Annotated in this window: 22 protein-coding genes and 1 riboswitch; of the genes, 13 read left to right on the forward strand and 9 right to left on the reverse strand. The window is 69.9% G+C overall.

Going from position 1 to position 25,606, the window contains the following annotated elements:
• The first annotated feature begins 169 nt into the window (after positions 1–169).
• The 8 genes from sigR to CP975_RS23745 all read left to right on the forward strand — a co-directional run bounded on the left by sigR (position 170) and on the right by CP975_RS23745 (position 8,518).
• The gene (sigR, locus tag CP975_RS23710) at positions 170–844 is read left to right on the forward strand and encodes an RNA polymerase sigma factor SigR (protein ID WP_030780923.1); all 675 of its coding nucleotides are present in this window, start codon (positions 170–172) and stop codon (positions 842–844) included.
• Positions 841–1,176 (forward strand): mycothiol system anti-sigma-R factor, encoded by a 336-nt coding sequence (gene rsrA / locus CP975_RS23715; protein WP_055531812.1) that lies wholly within the window; start codon positions 841–843, stop codon positions 1,174–1,176. Before sigR ends, rsrA begins: the two co-directional genes overlap by 4 nt.
• A gap of 116 nt (positions 1,177–1,292) precedes the next feature.
• Complete coding sequence (locus CP975_RS23720) at positions 1,293–2,603, forward strand: HD-GYP domain-containing protein (RefSeq protein ID WP_055531810.1); 1,311 nt, start codon at positions 1,293–1,295, stop codon at positions 2,601–2,603.
• A 26-nt stretch (positions 2,604–2,629) separates the two neighbouring features.
• The gene (locus tag CP975_RS23725; RefSeq protein WP_055531808.1) at positions 2,630–3,877 is read left to right on the forward strand and encodes an HD-GYP domain-containing protein; all 1,248 of its coding nucleotides are present in this window, start codon (positions 2,630–2,632) and stop codon (positions 3,875–3,877) included.
• 139 nt (positions 3,878–4,016) lie between these two features.
• A complete protein-coding gene (locus CP975_RS23730) occupies positions 4,017–4,997 on the forward strand; it encodes a tetratricopeptide repeat protein (RefSeq protein ID WP_055531806.1) in 981 nt (326 codons plus the stop codon).
• An 81-nt stretch (positions 4,998–5,078) separates the two neighbouring features.
• Positions 5,079–5,729, forward strand: a complete 651-nt coding sequence (gene def / locus CP975_RS23735) for a peptide deformylase (protein ID WP_030780909.1) — start codon at positions 5,079–5,081, stop codon at positions 5,727–5,729.
• 303 nt (positions 5,730–6,032) lie between these two features.
• A complete protein-coding gene (cyc1, locus tag CP975_RS23740; protein WP_150477321.1) occupies positions 6,033–7,145 on the forward strand; it encodes an epi-isozizaene synthase in 1,113 nt (370 codons plus the stop codon).
• Positions 7,142–8,518, forward strand: coding sequence for a bifunctional albaflavenone monooxygenase/terpene synthase (locus CP975_RS23745; RefSeq protein WP_055531802.1), 1,377 nt, complete (start codon positions 7,142–7,144; stop codon positions 8,516–8,518). Before cyc1 ends, CP975_RS23745 begins: the two co-directional genes overlap by 4 nt.
• 79 nt (positions 8,519–8,597) lie before the next feature.
• On the opposite strand, the gene CP975_RS23750 is transcribed toward CP975_RS23745, so the two are convergent.
• The 8 genes from CP975_RS23750 to CP975_RS23785 all read right to left on the reverse strand — a co-directional run bounded on the left by CP975_RS23750 (position 8,598) and on the right by CP975_RS23785 (position 18,114).
• Entirely contained in the window at positions 8,598–9,620 is a 1,023-nt protein-coding gene (locus CP975_RS23750) for a ribonucleotide-diphosphate reductase subunit beta (RefSeq protein WP_030780900.1), read from the reverse strand.
• Entirely contained in the window at positions 9,620–12,016 is a 2,397-nt protein-coding gene (locus CP975_RS23755; RefSeq protein ID WP_055531800.1) for a ribonucleoside-diphosphate reductase subunit alpha, read from the reverse strand. The genes CP975_RS23750 and CP975_RS23755 overlap by 1 nt, the downstream gene beginning before the upstream one ends.
• A gap of 128 nt (positions 12,017–12,144) precedes the next feature.
• A riboswitch (cobalamin riboswitch) is annotated at positions 12,145–12,267 on the reverse strand.
• A gap of 60 nt (positions 12,268–12,327) precedes the next feature.
• Complete coding sequence (locus tag CP975_RS23760; protein ID WP_055531798.1) at positions 12,328–12,828, reverse strand: GNAT family N-acetyltransferase; 501 nt, start codon at positions 12,826–12,828, stop codon at positions 12,328–12,330.
• Positions 12,829–12,904: 76 nt separating this feature from the next.
• A complete protein-coding gene (mctP, locus tag CP975_RS23765; protein ID WP_030780891.1) occupies positions 12,905–14,533 on the reverse strand; it encodes a monocarboxylate uptake permease MctP in 1,629 nt (542 codons plus the stop codon).
• Positions 14,530–14,784, reverse strand: a complete 255-nt coding sequence (locus CP975_RS23770; RefSeq protein WP_150477322.1) for a DUF3311 domain-containing protein — start codon at positions 14,782–14,784, stop codon at positions 14,530–14,532. Before CP975_RS23770 ends, mctP begins: the two co-directional genes overlap by 4 nt.
• 121 nt (positions 14,785–14,905) lie before the next feature.
• Positions 14,906–15,103 (reverse strand): YbdD/YjiX family protein, encoded by a 198-nt coding sequence (locus tag CP975_RS23775; protein ID WP_055531794.1) that lies wholly within the window; start codon positions 15,101–15,103, stop codon positions 14,906–14,908.
• Positions 15,100–17,214, reverse strand: a complete 2,115-nt coding sequence (locus CP975_RS23780; RefSeq protein ID WP_055531792.1) for a carbon starvation CstA family protein — start codon at positions 17,212–17,214, stop codon at positions 15,100–15,102. The genes CP975_RS23775 and CP975_RS23780 overlap by 4 nt, the downstream gene beginning before the upstream one ends.
• A 117-nt stretch (positions 17,215–17,331) precedes the next feature.
• Positions 17,332–18,114, reverse strand: coding sequence for a GntR family transcriptional regulator (locus CP975_RS23785; RefSeq protein ID WP_055531790.1), 783 nt, complete (start codon positions 18,112–18,114; stop codon positions 17,332–17,334).
• 326 nt (positions 18,115–18,440) lie between these two features.
• Between CP975_RS23785 and CP975_RS23790 the strand changes: the two genes are divergently transcribed.
• From CP975_RS23790 to CP975_RS23805, 4 genes are all read left to right on the forward strand, one after another.
• Positions 18,441–19,715 carry an extracellular solute-binding protein gene (locus tag CP975_RS23790; RefSeq protein ID WP_055531788.1) on the forward strand — a complete coding sequence of 425 codons (1,275 nt, stop codon included), beginning with the start codon at positions 18,441–18,443 and terminating at the stop codon, positions 19,713–19,715.
• 118 nt (positions 19,716–19,833) lie between these two features.
• Positions 19,834–20,823 carry a carbohydrate ABC transporter permease gene (locus tag CP975_RS23795; RefSeq protein WP_055531828.1) on the forward strand — a complete coding sequence of 330 codons (990 nt, stop codon included), beginning with the start codon at positions 19,834–19,836 and terminating at the stop codon, positions 20,821–20,823.
• A complete protein-coding gene (locus CP975_RS23800; RefSeq protein WP_055531786.1) occupies positions 20,820–21,650 on the forward strand; it encodes a carbohydrate ABC transporter permease in 831 nt (276 codons plus the stop codon). The genes CP975_RS23795 and CP975_RS23800 overlap by 4 nt, the downstream gene beginning before the upstream one ends.
• Positions 21,651–21,656: 6 nt before the next feature.
• Entirely contained in the window at positions 21,657–23,150 is a 1,494-nt protein-coding gene (locus tag CP975_RS23805; protein ID WP_055531784.1) for a glycoside hydrolase family 3 protein, read from the forward strand.
• 100 nt (positions 23,151–23,250) lie between these two features.
• On the opposite strand, the gene nagB is transcribed toward CP975_RS23805, so the two are convergent.
• The gene (gene nagB / locus CP975_RS23810; RefSeq protein WP_055531781.1) at positions 23,251–24,036 is read right to left on the reverse strand and encodes a glucosamine-6-phosphate deaminase; all 786 of its coding nucleotides are present in this window, start codon (positions 24,034–24,036) and stop codon (positions 23,251–23,253) included.
• A 426-nt stretch (positions 24,037–24,462) separates the two neighbouring features.
• On the opposite strand from nagB, the gene CP975_RS23815 reads away from it, so the two are divergent.
• Positions 24,463–25,536, forward strand: coding sequence for an SIS domain-containing protein (locus tag CP975_RS23815; protein WP_055531086.1), 1,074 nt, complete (start codon positions 24,463–24,465; stop codon positions 25,534–25,536).
• Positions 25,537–25,606: the final 70 nt, after the last annotated feature.

Raw genomic sequence — 25,606 nt, forward strand, 5'->3', positions numbered from 1 at the left:
CCGCATGGGTTCGACCATCTGCCCGAACCGCTCCAGCGCAGCTGACCTGGAGTGGACGGTCTTGAGCGCACCCAAAACCGCAACTATTCGGGCGGCGCGCGGAGTGGATCGTCGTCTATCCTCCGATTCGAGTGGGGCTGCTTTCGGCCTCGCCACGTCGTTGGAGGAGGTGGGTCCGGTCACTGGGACCGACGCAGGGACCGAGCACGGCCAGGCGGAGCGCCCCGAAGAGGGCTCTGAGACGGCCGCGGAGCGCACGGCCCGCTTCGAGCGGGACGCGCTGACGTTCCTCGACCAGATGTACTCCGCGGCGCTGCGCATGACGCGCAACCCGGCGGACGCGGAGGACCTGGTGCAGGAGACCTACGCGAAGGCGTACGCGTCGTTCCACCAGTTCCGCGAGGGCACCAACCTCAAGGCGTGGCTGTACCGCATCCTCACGAACACGTTCATCAACTCGTACCGCAAGAAGCAGCGCGAGCCGCAGCGCAGCGCCGCCGAGGAGATCGAGGACTGGCAGCTCGCGCGCGCCGAGTCGCACATGTCCACGGGTCTGCGCTCCGCCGAGTCGCAGGCGCTGGACCACCTGCCCGACTCCGACGTGAAGCAGGCGCTCCAGGCGATCCCCGAGGAATTCCGCATCGCCGTCTATCTGGCCGATGTAGAGGGCTTTGCGTACAAGGAGATCGCGGACATTATGGGGACACCCATCGGTACGGTGATGTCCCGGCTGCACCGGGGCCGACGCCAACTGCGCGGCATGCTGGAGGACTACGCCCGTGAGCGCGGGCTCGTCCCGGCGGGTGCCGGGGAGTCGAACGGAACGAAAGGCTCGGGCTCATGAGCTGCGGAGAGCCGCACGAGACTGACTGCAGTGAAGTCCTGGACCATCTCTATGAGTTCCTGGACCACGAGATGCCGGACAGCGACTGCACCAAGTTCGAGACGCACTTCGAGGAGTGCTCGCCGTGCCTGGAGAAGTACGGCCTGGAGCAGGCCGTCAAGAAGCTGGTGAAGCGCTGCTGCGGGCAGGACGACGTACCCATCGACCTGCGGGCGAAGGTCATGGGGCGCATCGACCTCATCCGGTCCGGGCAGGCCGTGCCCGATCAGGACGTCACCCACGACGCCGCACCGGGCGTATCGCCCTCGCAGGCGACGGCCTCGGAGGCGTAAAAGCGCCTCATCGTCACTCGAATGTGCTAATTCCCCGCTGTGCAGTGCTGCCCGTGGGGCAGGCGTTCTAGTCTCCGGATCTGGGTCTTGCGACCTGGAACGGGGAGGAGAACGCCATGCGGTCGATGCCTGCGTGGGCCCGCGTGTACATCCTGTGCGTCGCCCTGGCGGGCGCCGCCTGTGCCTCGCCCGTGCTGAGCGGGCGCACCCCCTGGCCGACCGTCGCGTTCCTCGTCGCGCTCTACGCCGGATGCGAGCGGCTCACCCTTCCCCGCGGCCTCACCGCAGGAACCTTCTTTCCCGTACTGCTCGCCGGGGTGTTCCTGCTGCCCCCCGCTGCCGCCGCCCTCGTCGCCGTGCCGGGCGCGCTCCTCGCCCGCGTCGATCGCCGCCCCCGGCAGGTCCGCCGCCTCTGGCGCGCGGCCCAGCTGGCCCTGGCCTCCTGGGCGGCGGCGGGGGTGTACGGCGTACTGGGCGGGCCCGCGGCCGGGGCCGCACCCGACTTCCCGCAGGTCCTGGCGCCCGCCGGGGCCGCCCTGCTCGCTTTCTCCGCCGCCCTCGCCGCCCTGGACGGCGGGATCCTCGCGACCGCCGAGCGGATCCCCGTACGCGGCGCGTGGCGGGGGCTCTTCCCGCGCTCGCTCGCGCCCGTCGCGGTACACGGCCTCGCCGGGCTGATGATGGCGGTCCTGTGGACCAGTCCGTACGGGCCACCGGCCGCGCTGCTCGTGCTGCTCCCGATGGGCGTCTCCTGCTGGGCGTTCGCGCAGTACCACCGTGAGCGGGCCGCCCATCAGGCCACCATCCGGGCGCTCGTCCAGGCCGTCGACCTCAAGGACAAGTACACCCGCGGGCACAGCGAGCGGGTCGGCCGGGCCTCGGTGATGATCGCGCGCGAGCTGGGCATGGACGACGAGCGGATCGAGGTCCTGCGGTTCGCCGGGATCCTGCACGACGTCGGCAAACTCGGCGTGCCCACCCGGCTGTTGCGCAAGGACGGCCCCCTCACCCCGGCCGAACGGCGCGTCATCGAACTCCACCCCGAGTACGGACACGAGATGGTGCGCGGCATCGGGTTCCTCGGCGAGGCGCGGGCGGCGATCCTGCACCACCACGAGCGGATCGACGGCAGCGGATACCCCTACGGGCTCGCCGGGGCGCAGATCCCCGAGTGCGCGCGGGTGGTGGCCGTGGCCGACGCCTTCGACGCGATGACGTCCACGCGGTCCTACCGGCGGGCGCGGCCGGTGTCCTCCGCTCTCAAGGAGCTGGCTCGGTGTGCGGGGGCGCAGTTCGATCCGGCGATGGTCGCCGCACTGGCGCGTGCGCTCGGCCGGGACGGGTGGCATCCCGGGGTTACTTCGGATGGGCCCGAGGGCGGCTTGCCCGCGGCTCGGGGTGTTCCCGCACCTGCGGTACCGCGGTGAGGGCCTCCTTGTCGGCCCGCGGCGCTGTGGGCACAACGACGGCGGCGTGCGGGCTCGCCGGGGTGATCGCCGTCGTTTCTCTCGGGTGGACCCTCTGGCACGGCATCGCCGAAAGGCCCGTCGCGCTTGCCTTCGGGGTGATGATCGGCCTCGGGGAGCTGGCCCGGTGGGGCAGTGGGAGGCAGCGGGAGCCCGCGCCGCTGGGGGCCGCGGGGGCCCTGGCGTACGCACTGCTGGGACAGAACGCCGGAACGGCCACGCACCACGGCGTGCCCCAGGTGATCGCCGTGGTCGTCGCGGCCGCCCTCGTGGGAGCCGTACCGCACGTGGCGATCGGCCGGGGGCCCACACCCGACCAGATGGCGCGGCGCGTACTGACCGTCGCGTTCGCCGCCGTCTGCTTCCAACCCCTCTACAACTCCGGCAAGTTGAAGGACTGGGCAGGCCACGGCCCTTGGTACGCGCTGGTCATCGTCGCCCTGCTCGTCCTCACCGCGCTCTGCGACGCCGTCCTCGCCGCCGCGATGGCCCACGCCCGCACCCGCTGGCCGTTCGGTCCGCTGCTCCGCGACGAGCTGCGCGCCATGCTCGGCATCGGCTCCGCCGTCTGCGCGACCGGAGCCGTGATGGCGCTCGCGGTGGCCGTGGCGGGGCTCTGGGCGCTGCCCGTGTTCAGCCTCCCGCTGCTGCTCACCCAGCTCTCCTTCCGGCGGTACGCGGCGGTGCGGGCCACCTACCGCCAGACCATCGCGTCGCTGGCCAGGGCCACCGAGGTCGCCGGGTACACCCCGCAGGGCCACGCCCACCGCGTCGCCGGGCTCAGCCGGGCCGTCGGGCGGGACCTCGGACTCACCGGTCCGGACCTCACCGTCCTGGAGTACGCGGCGCTGATGCACGACATCGGCCAGCTGTCCCTCGTCGACCCCGTGCCCGAGGGCGCCACCGCCGCCTTGCCCGAGGCGCAGCAGCGCCGAATAGCCCTGCTCGGCGGCGCCGTCGTACGGCAGACCGGGGTGGACTCCGCGGTCGCCGTCGTCGTGGAGCGCCAGGCCGACCCGTACCGCGATCAGCCGCTCACGGCACGAATTGTGCGCGCCGCGAACGCGTACGACGAGATGGCGCGGGGAGAAGGACCCTCGGGAGCCCTCGGCGGGCCGCTCAACGCCTTGGAGAGGCTGCGACTGGCCACCGGGCGCGACTATCAGCCCGAGGTCGTGGAGTCCTTGGCGAGGGTGGTGTCGCGGGGCGGCCTTAGCTCGCCCCCGGCTGGGTAACCCATGGGTAATGAGCGGCCGTCCGACCGTACGTGGTTGGATGCGAAGAAGAGGGTGCACGGGGGCATCGACCCGACGCCGCGCCCTCATCAGATGGGACTTCCGACAAATCGTGACAGGCGGGAATCAGGCGGGAATCGTGAGGATCTTCGGCAAGGGACGGCACCGGCCCTCCGCCTCATGGCGGCAGGCGACCGACCGCGCGTTCACGCTGATCGGCGACGGCCGATACGAGGACGCGGGCGCACTGCTCACGCGTGCGGCGGATCTGGAACCCTGGCTGTCCGAGTCCTGGTTCAACCTCGCGCTGCTGCACAAGTTCCGGCACGACTGGGAACAGGCGCGGGCCGCGGGGCTGCGCGCCGTCGCGCTCCTGGACCGCTCGGCCGGCGCCCCGGACTGGTGGAACGTGGGCATCGCGGCCACCGCGCTCCAGGACTGGCCGCTGGCCCGCCGCGCCTGGCAGGCGTACGGCGTGAAGGTCCCCGGCGGGGTCGCGGCGTCCGGCGAGCCCTCGGGCATGGAGCTGGGCAGCGCGGCCGTGCGGCTCTCCCCGGAGGGCGAGGCCGAGGTGGTGTGGGGCCGCAGGCTGGACCCCGCCCGCATCGAGGTGCTGTCCATCCCGCTGCCCTCCTCCGGACGCCGCTGGGGCGAGGTCGTGCTGCACGACGGCGTCCCGCACGGCGAGCGGACGACGGCGGCCGGACACTCGTACCCCGTGTTCGACGAGATCGAGCTGTGGGCGCCCTCACCCGTGCCGACCTGGGTGGTCCTCCTGGAGGCCGCCACCGAGGACGACCGGGACGCCTTGGAGCAGCTCGCGGCCGACGCCGGCTTCGCCGCCGAGGACTGGTCGTCGTCCGTGCGGCTGCTGTGCCGCATGTGCTCCGAGTCCCGGATGCCGAGCGACGAGGGCGACGGCGAGCACCTGGACCCGCACGACCACAGCGAGCCGGGCCATCCGGGTCCGCTCGGTCACCGCAGCCCCGGCGCGATCTGGGTGCCGGAGCGCGAGTGCGGCATCGCGGCGCCCGCCGCCCTGGTGCGCGGGCTCCTCGACAGCTGGGTCGCGGACAGCCCGGACTCGCGGGACTGGCGGGATCTCGAAGAGGTCTGCTGACCCGGGGAGGCCGGTCGCCACTTCGCCGTAGGCTGTACCGGCACAAACTCTTGAGGGTTTCACGGAAGGCTTACGGCGGACATGGCGCAGGACACTGAGCAGCAGGCCTCCGGCGGGGTGCTCCCCGTCGACGACGAGGGCTTCGTCATCGACACGGAGGACTGCGAGGAGCGTGAGACGGCCTACCGCGAGCGCGGCACGGCGCGCCCGATCACGGTCGTCGGCAATCCGGTCCTGCACAAGGAGTGCAAGGACGTCACGTCCTTCGACGACGAGCTGGCGAAGCTGGTCGACGACATGTTCGCCTCCCAGCGCGTCGCGCAGGGCGTGGGCGTGGCCGCCAACCAGGTCGGCGTCGACCTGAAGGTCTTCGTCTACGACTGCATGGACGACGAGGGCGTGCGACACGTCGGTGTGGTCTGCAACCCGGTCCTGACCGAGCTGCCCGCCGAGCGCCGCCGCCTCGACGACTCGGGCGAGGGCTGCCTCTCCGTGCCCACCGCCTATGCCCCGCTGGCCCGCCCCGACTACGCCGAGGTGACCGGCCAGGACGAGAAGGGCAACCCCATCAAGGTGCGCGGCAGTGGCTATTTCGCGCGCTGCCTCCAGCACGAGACGGACCACCTGTACGGCTACCTGTACATCGACCGCCTCTCCAAGAGGGAGCGCAAGGACGCGCTCCGCCAGATGGCGGAGGGCACGCCGCGCTACCCCGTGGTGCCCAATGACTGACGCACGCGCCGCCTGAGCGGCGTGGGAACCGTGTGACACCAGTGGCCCCTGGTCGGGAACTCCATCCCGGCCAGGGGCCTTTGGCGTGAGCCGCTCACCAGTGCGAGCAGAACCGGCTGTTGAAGATCCATATTCAGTCACGTACAAGGATGTTCTCGGCACTGGGGGGTAGTGAATGGCGCAAATCTGTTCCCTGAACGGTCAGTTGTGGTGCTGAATGGAAAGCGCGGGGATACGCAACGGCGCGCGCCCGGCACGGCGGGAGGGGCGTGTGCCGCCCAGGCGGCTGAAAGGGGTTTGTCCGTGCCTGCATATTCCGGAAGCACTTCACAGACACAGCCACACACTCAGGCGGTATCGGTCCCACCGGCACTGGCCGTTCCAGTGATCGAGGCAGCGTTTCCTCGCCGTCTGCACCCGTATTGGCCAAAGCTTCAGGAGAAGTCCAGGACCTGGCTACGGGAAATGCGGCTCATGCCGCCGGACAAGGTCGAGCGGTACGCGGACAGCCTCTGCTACACCGACCTGGTGGCGGGCTACTACATTGGCGCGCCGGACGAGTTGCTCACCGCGATAGCGGATCTCAGCAGCTGGTTCTTCGCCTGGGACGACCGGCACGACCGCGACTCCGTGCACGGCAGGGCGGCACAGTGGCGGTGGCTCTGCCGCGGCCTGCACGGCGCCCTCGACGCCCCCCGGCAGTACCTCCACCACCGCGACCCCCTGGTCGCGGGATTCGCGGACTGCGTCCGCCGGCTGTACGCCTTCCTCGGCCCCAGCTGGAACGCCAGATTCGCCCGCCACTTCCACCCCGTGATCGAGGCGTACGACCTGGAGTTCAGGAACCGGCGCAGCGGCACGGTCCCCTCGGTCGAGGCGTACGTGGAGCTGCGCCGCCTCACCTTCGCGCACTGGGCGTGGATCGACCTGCTCGAACCCACCGCGCGCCGCGAACTGCCGCACACCGTGCGCAACCACACCGCGTACCGGCGGGCGGCCCTCGCCACCCAGGACTTCTCGGCCTGGTACAACGACCTGTGCTCGCTCCCCAAAGAACTCGCGGGCGACGAACTGCACAATCTCGGGATCAGCCTCATTCAGCACGAAGGGATGACGCTCGAACAAGCCGTACGGGAAGTCCACCGGCGGGTCACGCAATGCGTCGCTGATTTCCTGGACGCGGAGGAGGAAGTCCTGCTGCTCGCCCGGAGATTGTCCGACGGAACGGCGGAAGGAGAAGAACTCGCGAACGCGGTGCAGTCCTGCGTCTTCAATATGCGGAACTGGTTCTCTTCCGTGTACTGGTTCCATCATGAATCCGGTCGCTATCGGGTGGACAGCTGGGACGACCGGTCCATGCCCCCGTATGTGACGGAAGACGTCCTGGCGGAAAACGAACTGGTAGGTGAGGAATGAGCGTCGAATCCGCAATACCCGCACCGGCCGCGTCGGGACCCGGCCCGCTGCGCACCCCGATACTCGTCAAAGGCGGCGCCCCCCTGCTCGGCCACGCCTGGAACCTGGTGCGCGACCCGCTCGGCTTCCTCTCCGCGCTGCGCGACCACGGGGACCTCGTACGGATCAGGCTGGGGCCCAGGACGGCGTACGCGGTCTGCGATCCGGAGCTGGTCGGCGCGATGCTCAAGCGTCCCGAGTTCATCGTCGGCGGACCGCTCTGGGACACCCTCGAAGTCCTCCTCGGCAAGGGCGTGGCGACCAGCAACGGCAAGCTGCACCGGCGCCAGCGCCGGATGATGCAGCCGGCGTTCCGGCCCGAGCGGATCGCCGACTACGCCAGGGTGATGGAGGAGGAGGCGCGCGCCACGGCGGCCCGCTGGCGCCCCGGCGCCACGGTCGATGTCAGCGCGGAGATGTTCCGCACGGCCGTGCGCATCGTCTCGCGCTCGCTCCTGGAGGTGGAGTCGATCGGCGAGAAGGCGGACCGCGTCGCCGACTCGCTGCACACCGTCTTCCAGGGGCTCTACCGCCGGATGGTGCTCTCGGTCGGACCGCTCTACCGCGTGCCGACACCCGCCAACCGGCGATTCGAGAGAGCACTCGCCGACCTGCACGCGCTCGTCGACGAGATCATCGCGGAGCGCCGCTCGGCGGGGCCCGGCGGCCCGGACGACCTGCTCGCGGAATTGCTGCGGGCCACGGACGAATCCGGGGCGCCGATAGCCGACCAGGAGATCCACGACCACGTGGTATCACTCGTCGTCGCAGGAGCGGAGAATGTCGCGTCGACGCTGGCGTGGACCTTCCAGCTGCTCATCGAACACCCGGAACAGGAAAGGCGATTGGTTGAAGAGGTAAATTCCGTGGCCGGGGGCCGAGCGATCACATTCGCCGATCTCGGGGCCCTGCCGCACCTGCGCAATGTCATCACGGAGGCCATGCGGATACGGCCGGCGGCCTGGATATTCACACGCCGGTCCGTGGCCGAAACCGAACTGGGCGGCTATCGCATTCCGCGCGGTGCGGACCTCGTCTACAGCGTGTACGCGATGCAGCGCGACCCGCGTTCCTTCGAGCGGCATCTGGAGTTCGACCCGGACCGCTGGAATCCGGAACGCGCCGGTGACGTACCGGAGTTCGCGATGATGCCGTTCAGCGTCGGCAACCGAAAGTGCCCCGGCGACCACTTCAGCCTGGCCGAACTGGCCCTGATCCTCGGCACGGTGGCCCCCAGGTGGCGCCTGGCGCCGGTCGCGGAGACCGACACCGGCACCCGCGTCGGCATCACCCTGCACCCCAAGCGGCTCGTCCTGCGGGCCGAACCGCGCTGAGCGAGCAGGTGTGGCCCCGGGTGTGCCCGCCCCGCCCCCCGTGACGGGGCGGGCACACCCGGGCCGTTCGGTGGTGGACTCAGAACTCGTCGTCGAAGGAGACCGATCCCTCGACCGCGACCTGGTAGGCCGAGGAGCGGCGCTCGAAGAAGTTGGTCAGCTCCTGCACGCCCTGGAGCTCCATGAAGGAGAACGGGTTCTCCGAGCCGTAGACCGGCGCGAAGCCCAGGCGCTGGAGGCGCTGGTCGGCGACGCACTCCAGGTACGCGCGCATCGAGTCGGTGTTCATGCCCGGCAGACCGTCACCGCACAGGTCGCGGGCGAACTGCAGCTCGGCCTCGACGGCCTCCTTCAGCATGTCCGTGACCTGCGTCTGGAGCGCGTCGTCGAACAGCTCGGGCTCCTCCTTGCGGACCGTGTCCACCACGTCGAAGGCGAAGCTCATGTGCATCGTCTCGTCGCGGAACACCCAGTTGGTGCCGGTCGCGAGGCCGTGCAGCAGACCGCGACTGCGGAACCAGTAGACGTACGCGAAGGCACCGTAGAAGAACAGGCCCTCGATGCACGCGGCGAAGCAGATGAGGTTGAGCAGGAAGCGGCGGCGGTCGGCCCGGGTCTCCAGCCTCTCCAGCTTCTCGACCGAGTCCATCCACTTGAAGCAGAACTGCGCCTTCTCGCGGATGGAGGGGATCTCCTCCACCGCGTCGAACGCGGCCGCCCGGTCCTCGGGGTCGGGCAGGTAGGTGTCGAGCAGCGTCAAGTAGAACTGGACGTGCACGGCCTCCTCGAAGAGCTGACGGCTCAGGTACAGCCGGGCCTCGGGGGAGTTGATGTGCTTGTAGAGCGTCAGCACGAGGTTGTTGGAGACGATCGAGTCGCCGGTCGCGAAGAACGCGACGAGGCGGCCGATCAGGTGCTGCTCCTCGGGCGTCATCTTCGCGAGGTCGGCCACGTCCGAGTGCAGGTCGACCTCCTCCACCGTCCAGGTGTTCTTGATCGCGTCCCGGTAGCGCTCGTAGAAGTCCGGGTAGCGCATGGGGCGCAGGGTCAGCTCGAAGCCCGGGTCGAGGAGGTTCTTCTCGCTGTTCGTGGTGGTGCTCATTACTGGCAGGCCTCGCAGGACTCGGGGTTTTCCAGGGAGCAGGCGACGGCTTCCTCGGCCGTGACCTGCGCGGGGACGGGGGCGGCGGTGGCGGCGTTGGAGCCTGCCGCGCGGGCGATGCGGGTGGCGGGGCGCGAGCGCAGGTAGTACGTGGTCTTCAGGCCCCGCTGCCAGGCGTACGCGTACATCGAGGAGAGCTTGCCGATGGTCGGCGTCTCCAGGAACAGGTTGAGCGACTGCGCCTGGTCGAGGAACGGGGTGCGCGCGGCGGCCATGTCGATCAGGCCGCGCTGCGGGATCTCCCACGCCGTGCGGTACAGCGCGCGGACCTCCTCCGGGATCCAGCCGAAGCCCTGCACCGAGCCGTTGGCCTCGCGCAGCGCCTCGCGGGTCTGCGTGTCCCAGACGCCGAGCCGCTTCAGCTCCTCCACGAGGTAGGCGTTGACCTGGAGGAACTCACCGCTGAGCGTCTCGCGCTTGAAGAGGTTGGAGACCTGCGGCTCGATGCACTCGTAGACACCCGCGATGGACGCGATGGTGGCGGTCGGCGCGATGGCCAGCAGCAGGGAGTTGCGCATGCCGGTCCGGGCGATGCGTTCCCGCAGCGCCGCCCACCGCTCCGGCCAGGCCGGCTCGACGTCGTAGTGGTCGGGGTGCAGCACACCGCGCGCGGTCCGGGTCTTCTCCCAGGCGGGCAGCGGGCCCTCGCGCTCGGCGAGGTCGGCAGACGCCTCGTACGCGGCGAGCATGATCCGCTCGGCGATGCGGGTGGAGAGGGCGCGCGCCTCGGGGGAGTCGAAGGGCAGCCGCAGCTGGAAGAAGACGTCCTGGAGGCCCATCGCGCCGAGGCCCACCGGGCGCCACTTGGCATTGGAGCGCCCGGCCTGCTCGGTCGGGTAGAAGTTGATGTCGACGACACGGTCGAGGAAGGTGACGGCCGTCCGGACGGTCTCGTCGAGCCGGTCCCAGGCGAGGTCGCCGTCCTCCACGAACGCGCCGAGGTTCACCGAGCCGAGGTTGCAGACCGCCGTCTCGCCGTCGTCCGTCACCTCCAGGATCTCGGTGCAGAGGTTGGAGGAGTGCACGGTGTGGCCGGGCTCCGCCGTCTGGTTGGCGGTGCGGTTGGCGGCGTCCTTGAACGTCATCCAGCCGTTGCCGGTCTGTGCGAGGGTGCGCATCATGCGGCCGTACAGATCGCGGGCCGGGATCGTCTTCTTCGCGAGCCCGGCGGCCTCGGCCCCGCGGTAGGCGGCGTCGAACTCCTCGCCCCACAGGTCCACCAGCTCGGGCACGTCGGCCGGGGAGAACAGCGACCAGTCCTGGTCGCCGGCGACCCGGCGCATGAACTCGTCCGGGATCCAGTGCGCGAGGTTGAGGTTGTGCGTGCGGCGCGCCTCCTCACCGGTGTTGTCGCGCAGCTCCAGGAACTCCTCGATGTCGGAGTGCCAGGTCTCCAGGTAGACCGCGGCGGCGCCCTTGCGCCGGCCGCCCTGGTTCACGGCGGCGACCGAGGCGTCCAGGGTCTTGAGGAACGGCACGATGCCGTTCGAGTGCCCGTTCGTGCCGCGGATCAGCGAACCCCGGGAACGGATGCGGGAGTACGAGAGTCCGATGCCGCCCGCGTGCTTGGAGAGCCGCGCGACCTGGTGGTAGCGGTCGTAGATCGAGTCCAGCTCGTCCAGCGGGGAGTCGAGGAGGTAGCAGGAGGACATCTGAGGGTGGCGGGTGCCGGAGTTGAAGAGCGTAGGCGAGGACGGCAGGTAGTCCAGGCGGCTCATCAGGCCGTACAGCGCGGCGACCTCGTCCACGGCGGCGGCGCCGTCGTCCTTGGCCAGGCCGCTCGCGACGCGCAGCATGAAGTGCTGCGGGGTCTCGATGACCTGCCGGGTGATCGGGTGGCGCAGCAGATAGCGGCTGTGCAGGGTGCGCAGGCCGAAGTACTCGAAGCGGAAGTCGGCGCCGTCGGCGTGCGCGGCGTCCACCAGCGCGTCGAGCCGGGCCGCGTGCTCGGTCACGAAGGACGCCGTGCGGTCGGCGATCAGGCCCTCGCGGTGGCCGACCGCCACGGATTCGGTGAAGGAGCGCACGCCCTGCGTGGCCGCCTCCTCGCGGATGCCGATCGACAGGAGCCGGGCCGCCAGCTTCGAGTACGCCGGGTCGTCGGAGATGAGCCCCGCGGCCGCCTCGGTCGCCAGCTCCCGCAGCTCCGACGCGTCGGCCTTGGCCGAGCGGCCGCGCAGCGCGGCGGCGGCGACCCGGCCGGGGTCGGCGTCGGGAAGGTCGACGGTGAGTTCGGTCAGGGTGCGCAGCAGCGCGGCCCCTGGGCCGTCGGTTCCTTCGCCACCCTCGGCGGTCGGCTTGGTCGCTGACGCGGGTTCGGCAGGCGCGATGGTCACGTGGGGCACTCCCTCGCTCGGCTCTGGGCCAGGGGAGGGGAGGGCACACGGGCGCACCCGGACAGGGCGGCGTACCGCGTCCACCGGCCCACTCCACGAGGCCCGGACGGTCGGCACCCGGGCCGGACGGCACGGGCGCACTGTCGGCAGGTCCTCGGACTCCGCGTACGCCAAACGCGTACACATGCACCGTTGCGGGACAGTTCCGGACTTGCACCGGATTCCCCTGCGGCGACAGCGAGCACGAGCATACATCTTGTGCCGGGCCTCTGAAGCGGGCCCACATCTTGTGTCGGCTCGCGGAGTGGTGGCTAGAGCTTCAGCGCGTACGTCAGCAGCGGCACCGTCTCGATGGGGCGCCAGTCGCGCTCCGGTGTGCGGACGAAGCCGAGGCGCTCGTACAGCCGGTGGGCGGCGTGCATCGAGGTCTGCGTGGACAGGACGAGCGCGGTACGGCCCGCTTCCTCGGCGCGCCGCACGCACTCCCGTACGAGCGTCTCTCCGGTGCCCCGGCCGCGCGCCGCGGGGGAGACGGCCAGCATGCGGATCTCCGCCTCGCCGTCGCGGGTGATGTCGGCCATCGGGCCGCCGGCCGGGACGTAGGTGACGCAGCCGAGTATCTCGCCGCCCGCCTCGGCCACCAGGACCTCGGCCGCCGCCGCGCGTCCCGCCACGTCGCGCAGCACCACGAGATAGGGGTCGTCCACCCCGAAGTCCAGGTGCCCGCCGTCGAGATAGGCCTGTGCGGTGAGGTCGCCGAGCGCCTCGTACTCCTCTGGGCGCGCGGATCTGATCGTGATCGTGAAGTCCATGGGGCGCAGTGTGCAACACGGGTACGGCAGAGGACCGCCGATTTTCCGGCGGCCCTCTGCCGTGACGGCGAGTGGGTCAGTGCCCGGCGCCCGCCGTCGCCTTCGGCAGTTCCTGGACGACGCCCGGGTCGCCCGCGTCGGCGGTGTAGTCCCCGGGAGAGGTCTCGTCGATGCCTTCCGGGGCCTTCAGCGCCTTCAGGACGAAGGTGAGGACCACGGTCACGATCACGTTCAGAACGAACGCGGTGAGGCCGATGTAACCGATCTCGCCGATGCCCGGGATCGTGTCGGACGAGCCGCCGAAGTGCTTCTGCGTCGGCGAGGCGACGCCGTACGCGGCCAGCGTGCCGTAGACCATGCCGACCGCCCAGCCCGCGAGCAGCGCCCAGCGGTGGAACCAGCGCGTGAACAGGCCGCCGACCAGCGCGGGCATGGTCTGGAGGATCCAGATGCCGCCCAGGAGCTGGAAGTTGATCGCGACGGTCTTGTCCATGGTGAGGACGAAGGCGAGCGCGCCGACCTTCACCATGAGCGAGACCAGCTTGGAGACCTTGGTCTCCTGCGCGGGCGTCGCGTCGGGCTTGATGAAGTCCTTGTAGATGTTGCGGGTGAAGAGGTTCGCGGCCGCGATCGACATGATGGCCGCCGGGACCAGCGCGCCGATGCCGATGGCCGCGAAGGCCACGCCCGTGAACCAGTCGGGGAACATGTTCTCGAACAGCTGCGGGATCGCCAGCTGGCCGTTGTCGACCTTGATCCCCGCCGCGATCGCCATGAAGCCGAGCAGCGCGAGCAGGCCGAGCATCAGCGAGTACAGCGGCAGGATCGTGGTGTTGCGGCGGATCACGTCGCGGCTCTTGGAGGAGAGCGTCGCCGTGATCGAGTGCGGGTACATGAACAGTGCGAGGGCCGATCCGAGCGCGAGCGTCGCGTACGTCCACTGCCCGGCCTCGGCGGGCACGAGCGCGCCGCGCGGCTTGTCGGTGGCCGGGTTGGTCTGCGCGAAGGCGTCGCCCGCCTTGGCGAAGATGTCGTCGAAGCCGCCCAGCTTGATCGGGATGTAGATGATCGCGACGACGATGACGAGGTAGATCAGCCCGTCCTTCACGAACGCGATCAGCGCGGGCGCGCGCAGCCCCGACGAGTAGGTGTACGCGGCGAGCACCGCGAAGGCGATCAGGAGCGGCAGGTCCTTGATGAACCAGTTGGTGTCCGGGCCGCCGCCGACGCCCATGACGTCGAGGACCGCCTGGATGCCGACCAGTTGGAGCGCGATGTAGGGCATCGTGGCGAGGATGCCGGTGACCGCGACGGCCAGCGAGAGCCCCTTCGAGCCGAAGCGCCCGCGCACGAAGTCGGAGGTCGTCACATAGCCGTGCTTGTGCGAGACTGACCACAGGCGCGGCAGGAAGGTGAAGATCAGCGGATAGACGAGGATCGTGTACGGCACCGCGAAGAACCCGGCCGCGCCCGCCGCGTAGATCGCCGCGGGGACGGCCACGAAGGTGTACGCGGTGTAGAGGTCGCCGCCGAGCAGGAACCACGTGACCCAGGTGCCGAACGACCGTCCGCCGAGGCCCCATTCGTCCAGGCTCTGGTCGTTCTCGGCCTTGCGCCAGCGGGCGGCGAGGAAGCCCATGACGGTGACCGCGATGAAGAAGAAGATGAAGACGGCGAGCGCGACGCCGTTGACTCCGCCGTTCATGACCGCGCACCTTCCTTGCGGGCGCGCTGGTCACGCTGCCACAGCTTGTACGCGATCATCGTGAGCACGGTGGAGAGAAGCACCCAGACCATCTGGTACCAGTAGAAGAACGGTATGCCGAGGAAGGTCGGTTCGACCTTCGCGTACGAACCCACCCAGAGCATGGCCACGAAGGGTGCGACAAGGCAGGCCGCGATGACCACCCGGACCGGTGTGACCACCGGTCTGTCCACTTCAGGCGCATCTGACATATCGCGGCTCCGTTCCCTCGCTTATCCCATGCTTAACGTGCGGGAAATCTAGGCGAGAGTCTTGATCTATGGAACCCCTGTCCGGATAACGGACGAGTGCCGGATGTGCCGAAGCGCCTGTTCAACAGCAGCGGAATCCTTGCCGGGGGTCCGACTCCTGGCGGTCCGTCCGCATTCGCTCGAACTCCCTCCGGGAAGGGACGGACGCCCCTGGGTGCGCCTTCCGCGCGTGCGCGACATAGCGGTCGTACGCGGACTCGTCGGTCAACTCCCGCGCGTACCAGCGGATCCACCGCAGCACCCGCAGTACCCACGTCACGAGGTGAGCTCCCGCTTCTCCTGCGCGGTCGGGAAGAGGCCGGCCGGTGCCGTCAACTTCGACTCCACGAAAGGCACTTCGCTCAGCCGGGAGGCCTCGGGGTCGCTGATGTGCCGGAAGCAGACCCGGGCCGCGTCGACGATCACGATGACGATGAGCAGGGCGAGCGCCGCCGAAAGGACCCCGTCCACCGTGGAGTTGGTTACCACGGTGTGCATGTCGTCCATGGACTTGGCGGGCGGCAGGACCTTGCCGTCGTCGATGGCGTCCTGGTAGATCGAGCGCTGGGTGAAGAAGCCGACCCGCGGGTCGCCGGAGAACACCTTCTGCCAGCTCGCCGTGAGTGTCACCGTGGCGTCCCAGGCGAGCGGAACCGCCGTGATCCAGGCCCACTTGAGGCGGCCGGACTTCACGAGCAGCGTCGTGCAGACGGTGAGGGCGACGGCGGCGAGGAGCTGGTTGGCGATGCCGAAGATCGGGAAGAGCTGGTTGATCCCGCCGAGCGGCTCGTGCACGCCCACCCACAGGAAGTAGCCCCACAGGCCGGTGACGGCCGCGCTGGTCAGCACCAGGCCGGGCTTCCAGCTCACGTTCTTGAAGGGCTTGTAGACGTTACCCAGCATGTCCTGGAGCATGAAGCGGCCCACGCGGGTGCCCGCGTCGAGCGCGGTCAGGATGAACAGCGCCTCAAACATGATCGCGAAGTGGTACCAGAAGGCCCGCATCGAGCCGCCCGTGACCTTCGAGAAGATCTCGGAGACGCCGACCGCGAGCGTGGGCGCGCCGCCCGTGCGCGAGAGCAGCGAGGACTCCTCCACGTTCTTGGCGGCCTGCGCGAGGTCGGCGGGGGAGATGGAGTACCCGAAGCCCGCGACGGCCTTCGACGCCTCCTGTACGGTGTCGCCGACAACGCCCGCCGGCGCGTTCATCGCGAAGTACAGCCCGGGGTCGATGATCGAGGCGGCGATCAGGGCCATGATCGCGACGGCCGACTCCATCAGCATGGAGCCGTACCCGATCATCCGGACCTGCGTCTCCTTCTGGATCATCTTCGGCGTCGTGCCAGATGAGATCAGCGCGTGGAAGCCGGACAGGGCCCCGCACGCGATGGTGATGAAGACGAAGGGGAAGAGCGAGCCCGCGAAGACGGGCCCGTCGCCGCGCGAGGCGAAGTCGGTCACCGGGTCCATCCTCAGCGTCGGCAGGGAGACGACCACGCCGAGCGCGAGCAGCAGGATGGTGCCGATCTTCATGAAGGTGGAGAGGTAGTCGCGCGGCGCGAGCAGCATCCAGACCGGCAGGATCGACGCGACGAAGCCGTACGCGATCAGCCAGATCACCAGCGTCGAGGGTGCGAGCGTGAAGGTGTCCGCGAGCGAGGACTCGGCGACCCAGCGCCCGGCGACGAGCGCGATCAGCAGCAGCACGACGCCGATGAGGGAGACCTCGCTGACCCGCCCCGGGCGCAAAACCCGCAGGTAGAAGCCCATGAGCAGCGCGATCGGGATGGTCATCGCGATGGAGAAGGTGCCCCAGGGCGACTCGGCGAGCGCGTTGACGATGACCAGGGCGAGCACGCCGAGCAGGATGATCATGATGGCGAAGGCGGCGAGCAGCGCGGCGGCCCCGCCGAACGGCCCGATCTCGTCCCGTGCCATCTGCCCGAGCGACTTGCCGTCCCGCCGCGTCGAGAAGAACAGGACGACCATGTCCTGGACGGCGCCCGCGAAGATCACGCCGACGACGATCCAGATGGTGCCGGGCAGGTACCCCATCTGGGCGGCCAGTACGGGCCCCACCAGCGGGCCCGCGCCCGCGATCGCCGCGAAGTGGTGGCCGAGCAGGACGCGGCGGTCGGTCGGGTGGTAGTCGATGCCGTTGTCGAGCCGTTCGGCGGGCGTGGCCCGGCGCGCGTCGACCTTCAGCACCCGGTACGCGACGAACTTGGAGTAGAAGCGGTAGGCGATGGCGTACGAGCCGAGGGCCGCCGCCACCATCCAGGCGGCCGAGACCTCCTCGTCGCGGGCCAGCGCCAGCACGGTCCAGCCCGTGGCGCCGACCAGTGCGACGACGGTCCAGACGGCGATGGATCGGGGATCTGCTCTGCGCACCGGGTCGTCCTCCCGTTCATCGTGCGATGACGTTCGTCATGCGATGACGGGAGGAACGTAAGGCAGGGAAGTGATCCGCGCCAGACCCCGGTGCGGGACCGGCCGGTCGTACGCGGGTCAGTCCGTGGGGCGCTTGAGGCGGGCCACGAACTTGTAGCGGTCGCCGCGGTAGACCGAGCGCACCCACTCCACCGGCCGGCCCGCGGCGTCCAGGGAGTGACGGGAGAGCAGCAGCATCGGCAGGCCGACGTCGGTGCCGAGCAGGCCCGCCTCGCGCGGTGTGGCCAGCGATGTCTCGATGGTCTCCTCGGCCTCGGCGAGACGCACGTCGTACACCTCGGCGAGCGCGGTGTAGAGCGAGGTGTACTTGACCAGGGAGCGGCGCAGCGCGGGGAAGCGCTTGGCGGACAGGTGCGTGGTCTCGATGGCCATCGCCTCGCCGTTGGCCAGGCGCAGGCGCTCGATGCGCAGCACGCGGCTGCCCGCGCCGATGTCGAGCAGGCCGGCGAGGGTGTCGTCGGCGGTGATGTAGCCGACGTCCAGGAGCTGCGAGGTGGGCTCAAGGCCCTGCGCTCTCATGTCCTCGGTGTACGAGGTGAGTTGGAGGGCCTGCGACACCTTCGGCTTGGCGACGAACGTGCCCTTGCCCTGGATCCGCTCCAGGCGCCCCTCGACGACCAGCTCCTGGAGGGCCTGGCGGACCGTCGTGCGCGAGGTGTCGAACTCGGCGGCGAGCGTGCGCTCCGGGGGAACGGGGGTGCCGGGCGGCAGCGTCTCCGTCATGTCGAGCAAGTGCCGCTTCAGCCGGTAGTACTTGGGGACGCGCGCGGTCCGGCCGACGCTGGGGGTCTCCGCGGGCGCGCCCTCGTCGGTCCCGGTACTGCCCGCTTCGGTGCCCATAGTCAGCCTTTCCGGCTCCTGTGCTGCTGCCGTCACCGGCTCCTCCGTCTGTCGCGGCTCACATCGTGGCACGTACCGGGCCATGGGGGCGCCCCCTGGTCGAGCGAAGTCGAGAGCCTGGGGGGAGGGCCTTGCCCGCTCAGGTGTCGGTCCGATAACGGACGCGACAGCCCTTCTTATACACCCTTGACACCCCTAAAGGTCTAGGCCAAGCTCCCCGTACTGGTCTACACCATTAAAGACCAGGTTCCAGTCCCACGGGCAGATCTCGGTCCATTCGGTCGCTGCGGGTGGGGGGTTGACTGGCATCCCTTGAGGAGGGTGACGTGAAGCGCAAGCTCATAGCGGCCATCGGTGTCGCGGGCATGTTGGTCTCGGTCGCGGCGTGCGGCGGTGACGACGGGGACAAGAAGTCCGGCGGAGCCGACGGCTTCAAGGGCGAGACGCTGACGCTCTGGGCGATGGACGGTTCGACGCCGGACAAGTGGCAGAAGGACGTCACGGCGGCCTTCGAGAAGAAGACCGGCGCCAAGCTGCAGTTCGAAGTCCAGCAGTGGAACGGCATCCAGCAGAAGCTCACCACGGCCCTCTCCGAGGAGAACCCGCCGGACGTCTTCGAGATCGGCAACACCCAGACCGCCGCGTACGCCAAGACCGGCGGCCTCGCCGAACTCGGCGACCTCAAGGAGTCGATCGGCGCCGACTGGACCGAGTCGATGAACAAGGCCTCGGTCATCGACGGCAAGCAGTACGCCGCCCCGTGGTTCGTCCTCAACCGCGTCGTGGTCTACAACAAGAAGATCTGGGCCGAAGCCGGCATCAAGGACACCCCCAAGACCCGCGCCGAGTTCCTCAAGGACCTCAAGCTGATCGGCGAGAAGACCGACGCCGAGCCGATCTACCTCCCCGGCCAGAACTGGTACCACTTCGTCGGCCTCACCATCGGCGAGGGCGCCGAGCTGGTCAAGAAGGACGGCGACAAGTACGTCTCCAACCTCGGTGACCCGAAGGTCGCCAAGGCCATGAAGACGTACAAGCAGTTCGCGGACCTCTCCAAGGCCCCCAAGAACAAGGACGAGGCCACCCCGCAGCAGGCCGAGGTCTTCGCCAAGGGCAAGACCGGCGCCTTCATCGGCATGAGCTGGGAGGCCGCGACCGCGATCAAGGCCAACAAGAAGATCGAGAAGGACATCGGCTTCTTCACGATCCCCGGCGCCACGGCCGACAAGCCCGAGGGCGTCTTCCTCGGCGGCTCCAACCTCGCCGTGGCCGCGACCAGCAAGAAGCAGGAGCTGGCCAAGGAGTTCCTGAAGATCGCGCTGTCGGACAAGTTCGAGGGTCAGTTCGCCAAGGAAGGCGGCACGATCCCGAACAAGAAGGCCCTGGAGTCCAACCTCAAGGGCAACCCGGCCGCCGAGGCCGCCGCTCCCGCCGCCGCCGGCGGCGGCACCACCCCGCTGATCCCGGAGTGGGGCGCGGTCGAGAACCCGCCGAACCCGATCAAGAACTACATGACCGCGGTGCTCAACGGTAAGTCGCCCGCCGACGCCGCGAAGCAGGTCGAGGGCGAGCTGAACAAGCGCCTGGCGCAGAAGCAGTAACAACCCCCCTCTTGCCGGGGGCGGCGGGTGACACGCCCTCGCCGCCCCCGGCATACCTCTGCGTACCGCGCAGCCCACGCCTCTGCGTACCGCGATGCCCACGAAAGAGATGGCGAGCATGACCGTGCAGAAGACCGAACGGCCGCCCTCCGGCCCGACGGAGGTGCAGACACCGGACGGCGGACCACGACCACGCGGCCCGCGCGCCACCCCGGGGCGTCTCACCGGCCTCACGCCCTATCTGCTCCTGGCACCCGCGATCATCGCCACCCTGCTGCTGCTCGGCTGGCCGCTGGTCAACAACGGGATCCTGTCGTTCCAGAACCTCAACATGCGGCAGTTCATCCTGCACTTGACCGAGTGGAACGGGTTCGACAACTACAAGGACGTCCTCACCGGCGAGGACTTCTGGCGCGTCACCGGGCGCTCGATCGCCTTCACCGCCGCCAACGTCGTACTGATCATGATCCTCGGCACGCTGGTCGGGCTGCTGCTCGCGCGCCTCGGCCGCAAGATGCGCACGCTGCTCATGGTCGGGCTCGTCCTGGCCTGGGCGATGCCCGTCGTCGCGTCGACCACCGTCTACCAGTGGCTGTTCGCACAGCGCTTCGGCGTCGTCAACTGGGTACTCGCCAAGATCGGCTTCGAGTCGATGGCCGACCACGACTGGCTCAGCACGCAGTACTCCACCTTCCTCGTGGTCCTGCTCCTGATCGTCTGGCAGTCGATCCCCTTCGTGGCGATCAACCTCTACGCGGCCACCACGACCATCCCCAAGGAGCTGTACGAGGCCGCCTCGCTGGACGGCGCCGGCGCCTGGAAGCAGTTCACCTCGGTCACCCTGCCGTATCTGCGGCCCTTCATCTACGCCACGACGTTCCTGGAGATCATCTGGGTCTTCAAGGCGTTCGTCCAGGTCTTCACGCTCAACGAGGGCGGGCCCGAGCGGCTCACCGAGATCCTGCCCGTCTACGCCTACATCGAGGGCATGGGCAACCAGCACTTCGGCATGGGCGCGGCGATCGCGATGCTCACCATCGTCATCCTGCTGGCCATCACCTCGTACTACCTGCGGATCGTGCTCAAGCAAGAGGAGGACGAGCTGTGAAGCGCTCGCCGCTGGGCCGGATCTGGCCCAACCTGACCGCCGTCGTTCTCTTCCTCGTCTTCGTCTTCCCCGTCTACTGGATGTTCGCCACGGCCTTCAAGCCGACCGGCGACATCATCAGCGAGGACCCGGTCTGGTTCCCGGCCGACGCCACGCTCGAACACTTCAAGACGGCGATGGACGCCGACCACTTCTGGACGATGGTCGGCAACTCGATCACCGTCACCGTCTGCGCGGTCGTCTTCTCGCTCATCATCGGCGTCACCGGGGCCTTCGCCCTCGCCCGGATGCGGTTCAAGGGGCGGCGCGGCTTCATCATCGGCTTCATGCTGGCGCAGATGGCGCCCTGGGAAGTCATGGTCATCGCGATCTACATGATCGTGCGCGACGCCGACATGCTGAACAGCCTGATCCCGCTCACCCTCTTCTACATGGTGATGATCCTGCCCTTCACCCTCCTCACGCTGCGCGGCTTCGTCGCCGCGGTGCCCAAGGAGCTGGAGGAGTCCGCCATGGTCGACGGCTGTACGCGCATGCAGGCCTTCCGCCGCGTCATCCTCCCGCTGCTCGCGCCGGGCCTGATGTCGACCTCGCTCTTCGGCTTCATCACCGCCTGGAACGAGTTCCCGCTGGCCCTCGTGATCAACAAGGAAGCGGACGCCAAGACCCTGCCGATCTGGCTGTCCAGCTTCCAGACCGCCTTCGGCGACGACTGGGGCGCCACGATGGCCGCGGCCTCCCTCTTCGCCCTCCCGATCCTGATCCTCTTCGTCTTCCTGCAACGCAGGGCCGTCAGCGGCCTGACCGACGGCGCCGTGAAGGGATAACTCACCATGACGACTCTGGCCCACGCGGGGGACACCCTCACCCGCAACGCCCTGGCTGTCCTCCAGCCCGGCTTCGACGGCACCACCGCACCGGACTGGCTGCGCCGCAGGATCGGCGAGGGCCTCGCCTCCGTCGGCCTGTTCGGCCGTAACGTCAAGACCGCCGAGCAGGTCGCCGCCCTCACCGCGCAGCTGCGCGCCGAGCGCGACGACCTGCTGGTCGCCATCGACGAGGAGAGCGGCGACGTCACCCGCCTGGAGGTGCGCACCGGCTCCTCCTACCCGGGCAACCACGCGCTCGGCGCCGTCGACGACACGACGCTGACCCGCGAGGTGGCCGCGGACCTCGGCCGCCGCCTGGCCGCCTGCGGCATCAACTTCAACTGGGCGCCGTCCGCCGACGTCAACGCCAACCCCGACAACCCCGTCATCGGCGTACGTTCCTTCGGCGCGGACCCCGAGCTGGTCGCCCGGCACACCGCCGCGTACATCGAGGGCATGCAGTCGTCCGGCGTCGCCACCTCAGCCAAGCACTTCCCGGGCCACGGCGACACGGCGATCGACTCGCACCACTCGGTGCCGGTCATCGATGTCGACCGGGACGTGCTGAACTCCCGCGACCTCGCGCCGTTCCGCGCCGCGATCGCCGCCGGTACGCGGGCCGTGATGAGCGCCCACATCCTCGCCCCCGCCCTGGACCCGGAGAACCCCGGGACGGTCTCCCGCCGCATCCTCACCGACCTCCTGCGCGGGGAACTCGGCTACGACGGCCTGATCGTCACCGACGGCATGGACATGCAGGCCATCGCCGGGCGGTACGGCTTCGAGCGCGGCTGCGTCCTCGCCGTCGCCGCGGGCGCCGACGCGATCTGCGTGGGCGGCGGCCCCTCCGACGAGGGCACCGTGCTGCGGCTGCGGGACGCCTTCGTCGCCGCGGTCCGCTCGGGTGAACTGCCCGAGGAACGTCTCGCCGACGCCGCCGACCGCGTGCGCGCGCTGGCGAGCTGGAGTTCGGTGTCGGGCGCGGCCGATCGTTCGGGGGGCGCGCCCGACACCGGCATCGGTCTGGTCGCGGCCCGCCGCGCGCTGACGGTCACCCGCGGTGAGACGTACGCGGCCCCGGTCACCGAGGCGCCCTACGTCGCCACCTTCACGCCGCTCCCCAACATCGCGGTCGGCGACGAGACCCCGTGGGGCGTCACGGCCGAACTCGAACGCCGCCTCCCCGGCACGGCCTCGGGCAGCTTCTGCGGTGACGCGGCGGGCGCCGAGGCCCTCGCGGCCGCGGGGGAGCGCCGCATCGTCGCGGTGGTCCGCGACGCGCACCGCCACGCGTGGATGGCCTCGGCCGTCCGTACGCTTCTGGCGGCCCGCCCGGACACCGTGGTGGTGGAGATGGGCGTCCCCCAGTCCGCACCGGCGGGCGCGATCCACATCGCGACGCGCGGTGCGGCGAGGGTCTGCGGCGAGGCGGCGGCGGAGGTCATCACCGGCCCGTGATCCCCTGACGCGCGACCTGCACGACGTGAAGCGCGGCCAGCACGACGAAAGGGGCGCCCCGGTCCGGGGCGCCCCTTTCGTCACGTACGGCCGAACGTCCCTACAGCCCCTGCCACGAGGGCTTGTTGGCGTAGGTGTGCCGGAAGTAGTCCGCGAGCTTCAGCTTGGAGGCGGCGGCCTCGTCGACGACGACCGTGGCGTGCGGGTGCAGCTGAAGCGCCGACGCGGGAACGACCGAGGCGACCGGCCCCTCCACCGTCGCGGCCACCGCGTCCGCCTTGCCCTCACCCGTGGCGAGCAGCACCAGGTGCCGCGCCTCCAGGATCGTCCCGATCCCCTGGGTGATGACGTGGTGGGGAACCTGCTCGATGTCCCCGTCGAAGAAGCGTGCGTTGTCCACCCGCGTCTGCTCGGTCAGGGTCTTGATGCGCGTACGCGAGGCGAGCGAGGAGCAGGGCTCGTTGAACCCGATGTGCCCGTCGGTCCCGATCCCGAGCAGCTGAAGGTCGACCCCGCCGGCCTCGGCCAGCGCCTTGTCGTACGCCTCGCACGCCGCCTGCACGTCCTCGGCGCTGCCGTCGGGGCCCATGAAGGAGGCCTCGCTCAGCCCGAGCGGCTCCACGACCTCGCGCAGCACCACGGAACGGTACGACTCGGGGTGCCCGACCGGCAGCCCCACGTACTCGTCGAGCTGGCAGATCCGCGCCCGCGAGGCGTCCACCGCACCGGCGGCGACCTTGGCGGCCAGCGCCTCGTAGATGGGCAGCGGGGTGGATCCGGTCGCGACACCGAGCAGGGCGTCAGGCTTACGGCGCACCAGTGCGGCCATGGCCTCCGCGATGAGCTCGCCGCCTGCCTTGGCGTCCGGGACGATGACAACTTCCACGCTGGGCCTGCCGATCTGGAGAGGGGACTCAAGAGGACTGGTGGTATAGACCAATCTAGCAGAGCCGCACCGAGCGAACACCCGTTTCCCCACCTCATGCTCCCCTCCGCATCCCACCCTTGCCCATCGAGTACCTGGGGCGGTCGACGGCCCGCTTCAGTCACCCCGGGCTGCCGAGCGCCCCTGGCAGGGGCCGCTGATTCAGGCAGCTCTCTCGGCCGAGCGGCCCCCAGTCCGGGCCGTTGACTCGGGCGCCCCCGAGGGACACCCCACCCGCGAAGGCACCCCCTCAGTGAACGCCCCCCAGCCAAGGCGCGCCCGCCAGTGAACGACCCCCCGCACAGGGCCCCCAGCAGGGCGCCCCCGCCAGCCAACGCGCCCCGCCAGCACAGGCGCCCCACCCAGCCACCAGGGAAAGTAGGAGGCATGACCCCCACGCCTCCTCAGGATCCGGACAGTGAGCGGCCGGGGCGGATCATGTCGCGGGAGATGGCCGAGCAGCCCGCGGTGCTGCGTCGCCTCCTCGACACGGGTGCCCCGGCGATCCGCGAGACCGCCGAGCGGGTCGCCGAGCGCAAGCCCCGCTTCGTCCTGCTCACCGCCCGCGGCACCTCCGACCACGCCGCGCTCTACGCGAAGTACCTCCTGGAAGTCCGCCTCGGCATGCCCTGCGGTCTCGCCTCGATGTCCACCATCACCGCGTACGGAGCCAAGCCCGACCTGCGGGACGTCCTCGTCGTCACCGTGAGTCAGTCCGGCGGCTCGCCCGACCTGGTGGCCTCCGCCCAGGCCGCCCGTGAAGCGGGCGCTATCACCCTCGCGGTGACCAACAATCCCGACTCGCCCCTGGCCGCCGTCTCCCAGCATCACATCGACATCCTGGCGGGACCGGAGCGGGCGCTCCCGGCCACGAAGACGTACACCGCGTCGCTGCTCGCCCTCTACCTCTTCGTCGAGCGGCTGGGCGGCTCGGACGGCGCGGCCGCAGTCTCGCTGCCCGAACTGGCCGCCGGTCTGCTCGCCCGCCAGGACGAGGTCAAGGCCCTCGCGGCGCGCTACCGCTTCGCGGAACGCATGGTGATCACCTCCCGTGGTTACGGCTACCCGACCGCGAAGGAGGCAGCCCTGAAACTAATGGAGACCAGCTACATCCCGGCGCTCGCCTACTCCGGCGCCGATCTGCTGCACGGCCCGCTCGCGATGGTCGACAACATCTCCCCGGTCATCGCGGTCGTGACGGACGGCCGGGGCGGCGAGGCGCTCCAGCCCGTCCTCGACCGGTTGCGCGGCCGCGGCGCCGACCTGGTGGTCATCGGCCCCAAGGCCCAGGTCGAGCAGGCGTCGGCCGGATTCGTGCTGCCGACCGACGGCGTCGCCGAGGAGGTCCAGCCGATCCTGGAGATCATTCCCCTCCAGCTCCTCGCCTACGAGGTCACGATCGCCCGGGGCCAGGACCCGGACGCGCCGCGGGCTCTGGCGAAGGTGACCGAGACCCGCTGACGCCGGGCCCACCGCCACAGCGCCGCCCCCGTGGACCGCCCCCGTGGACCCCCCCGGGCGGACGCCCGCC

This window comes from Streptomyces alboniger, from assembly GCF_008704395.1.
Lineage (GTDB): Bacteria > Actinomycetota > Actinomycetes > Streptomycetales > Streptomycetaceae > Streptomyces > Streptomyces alboniger.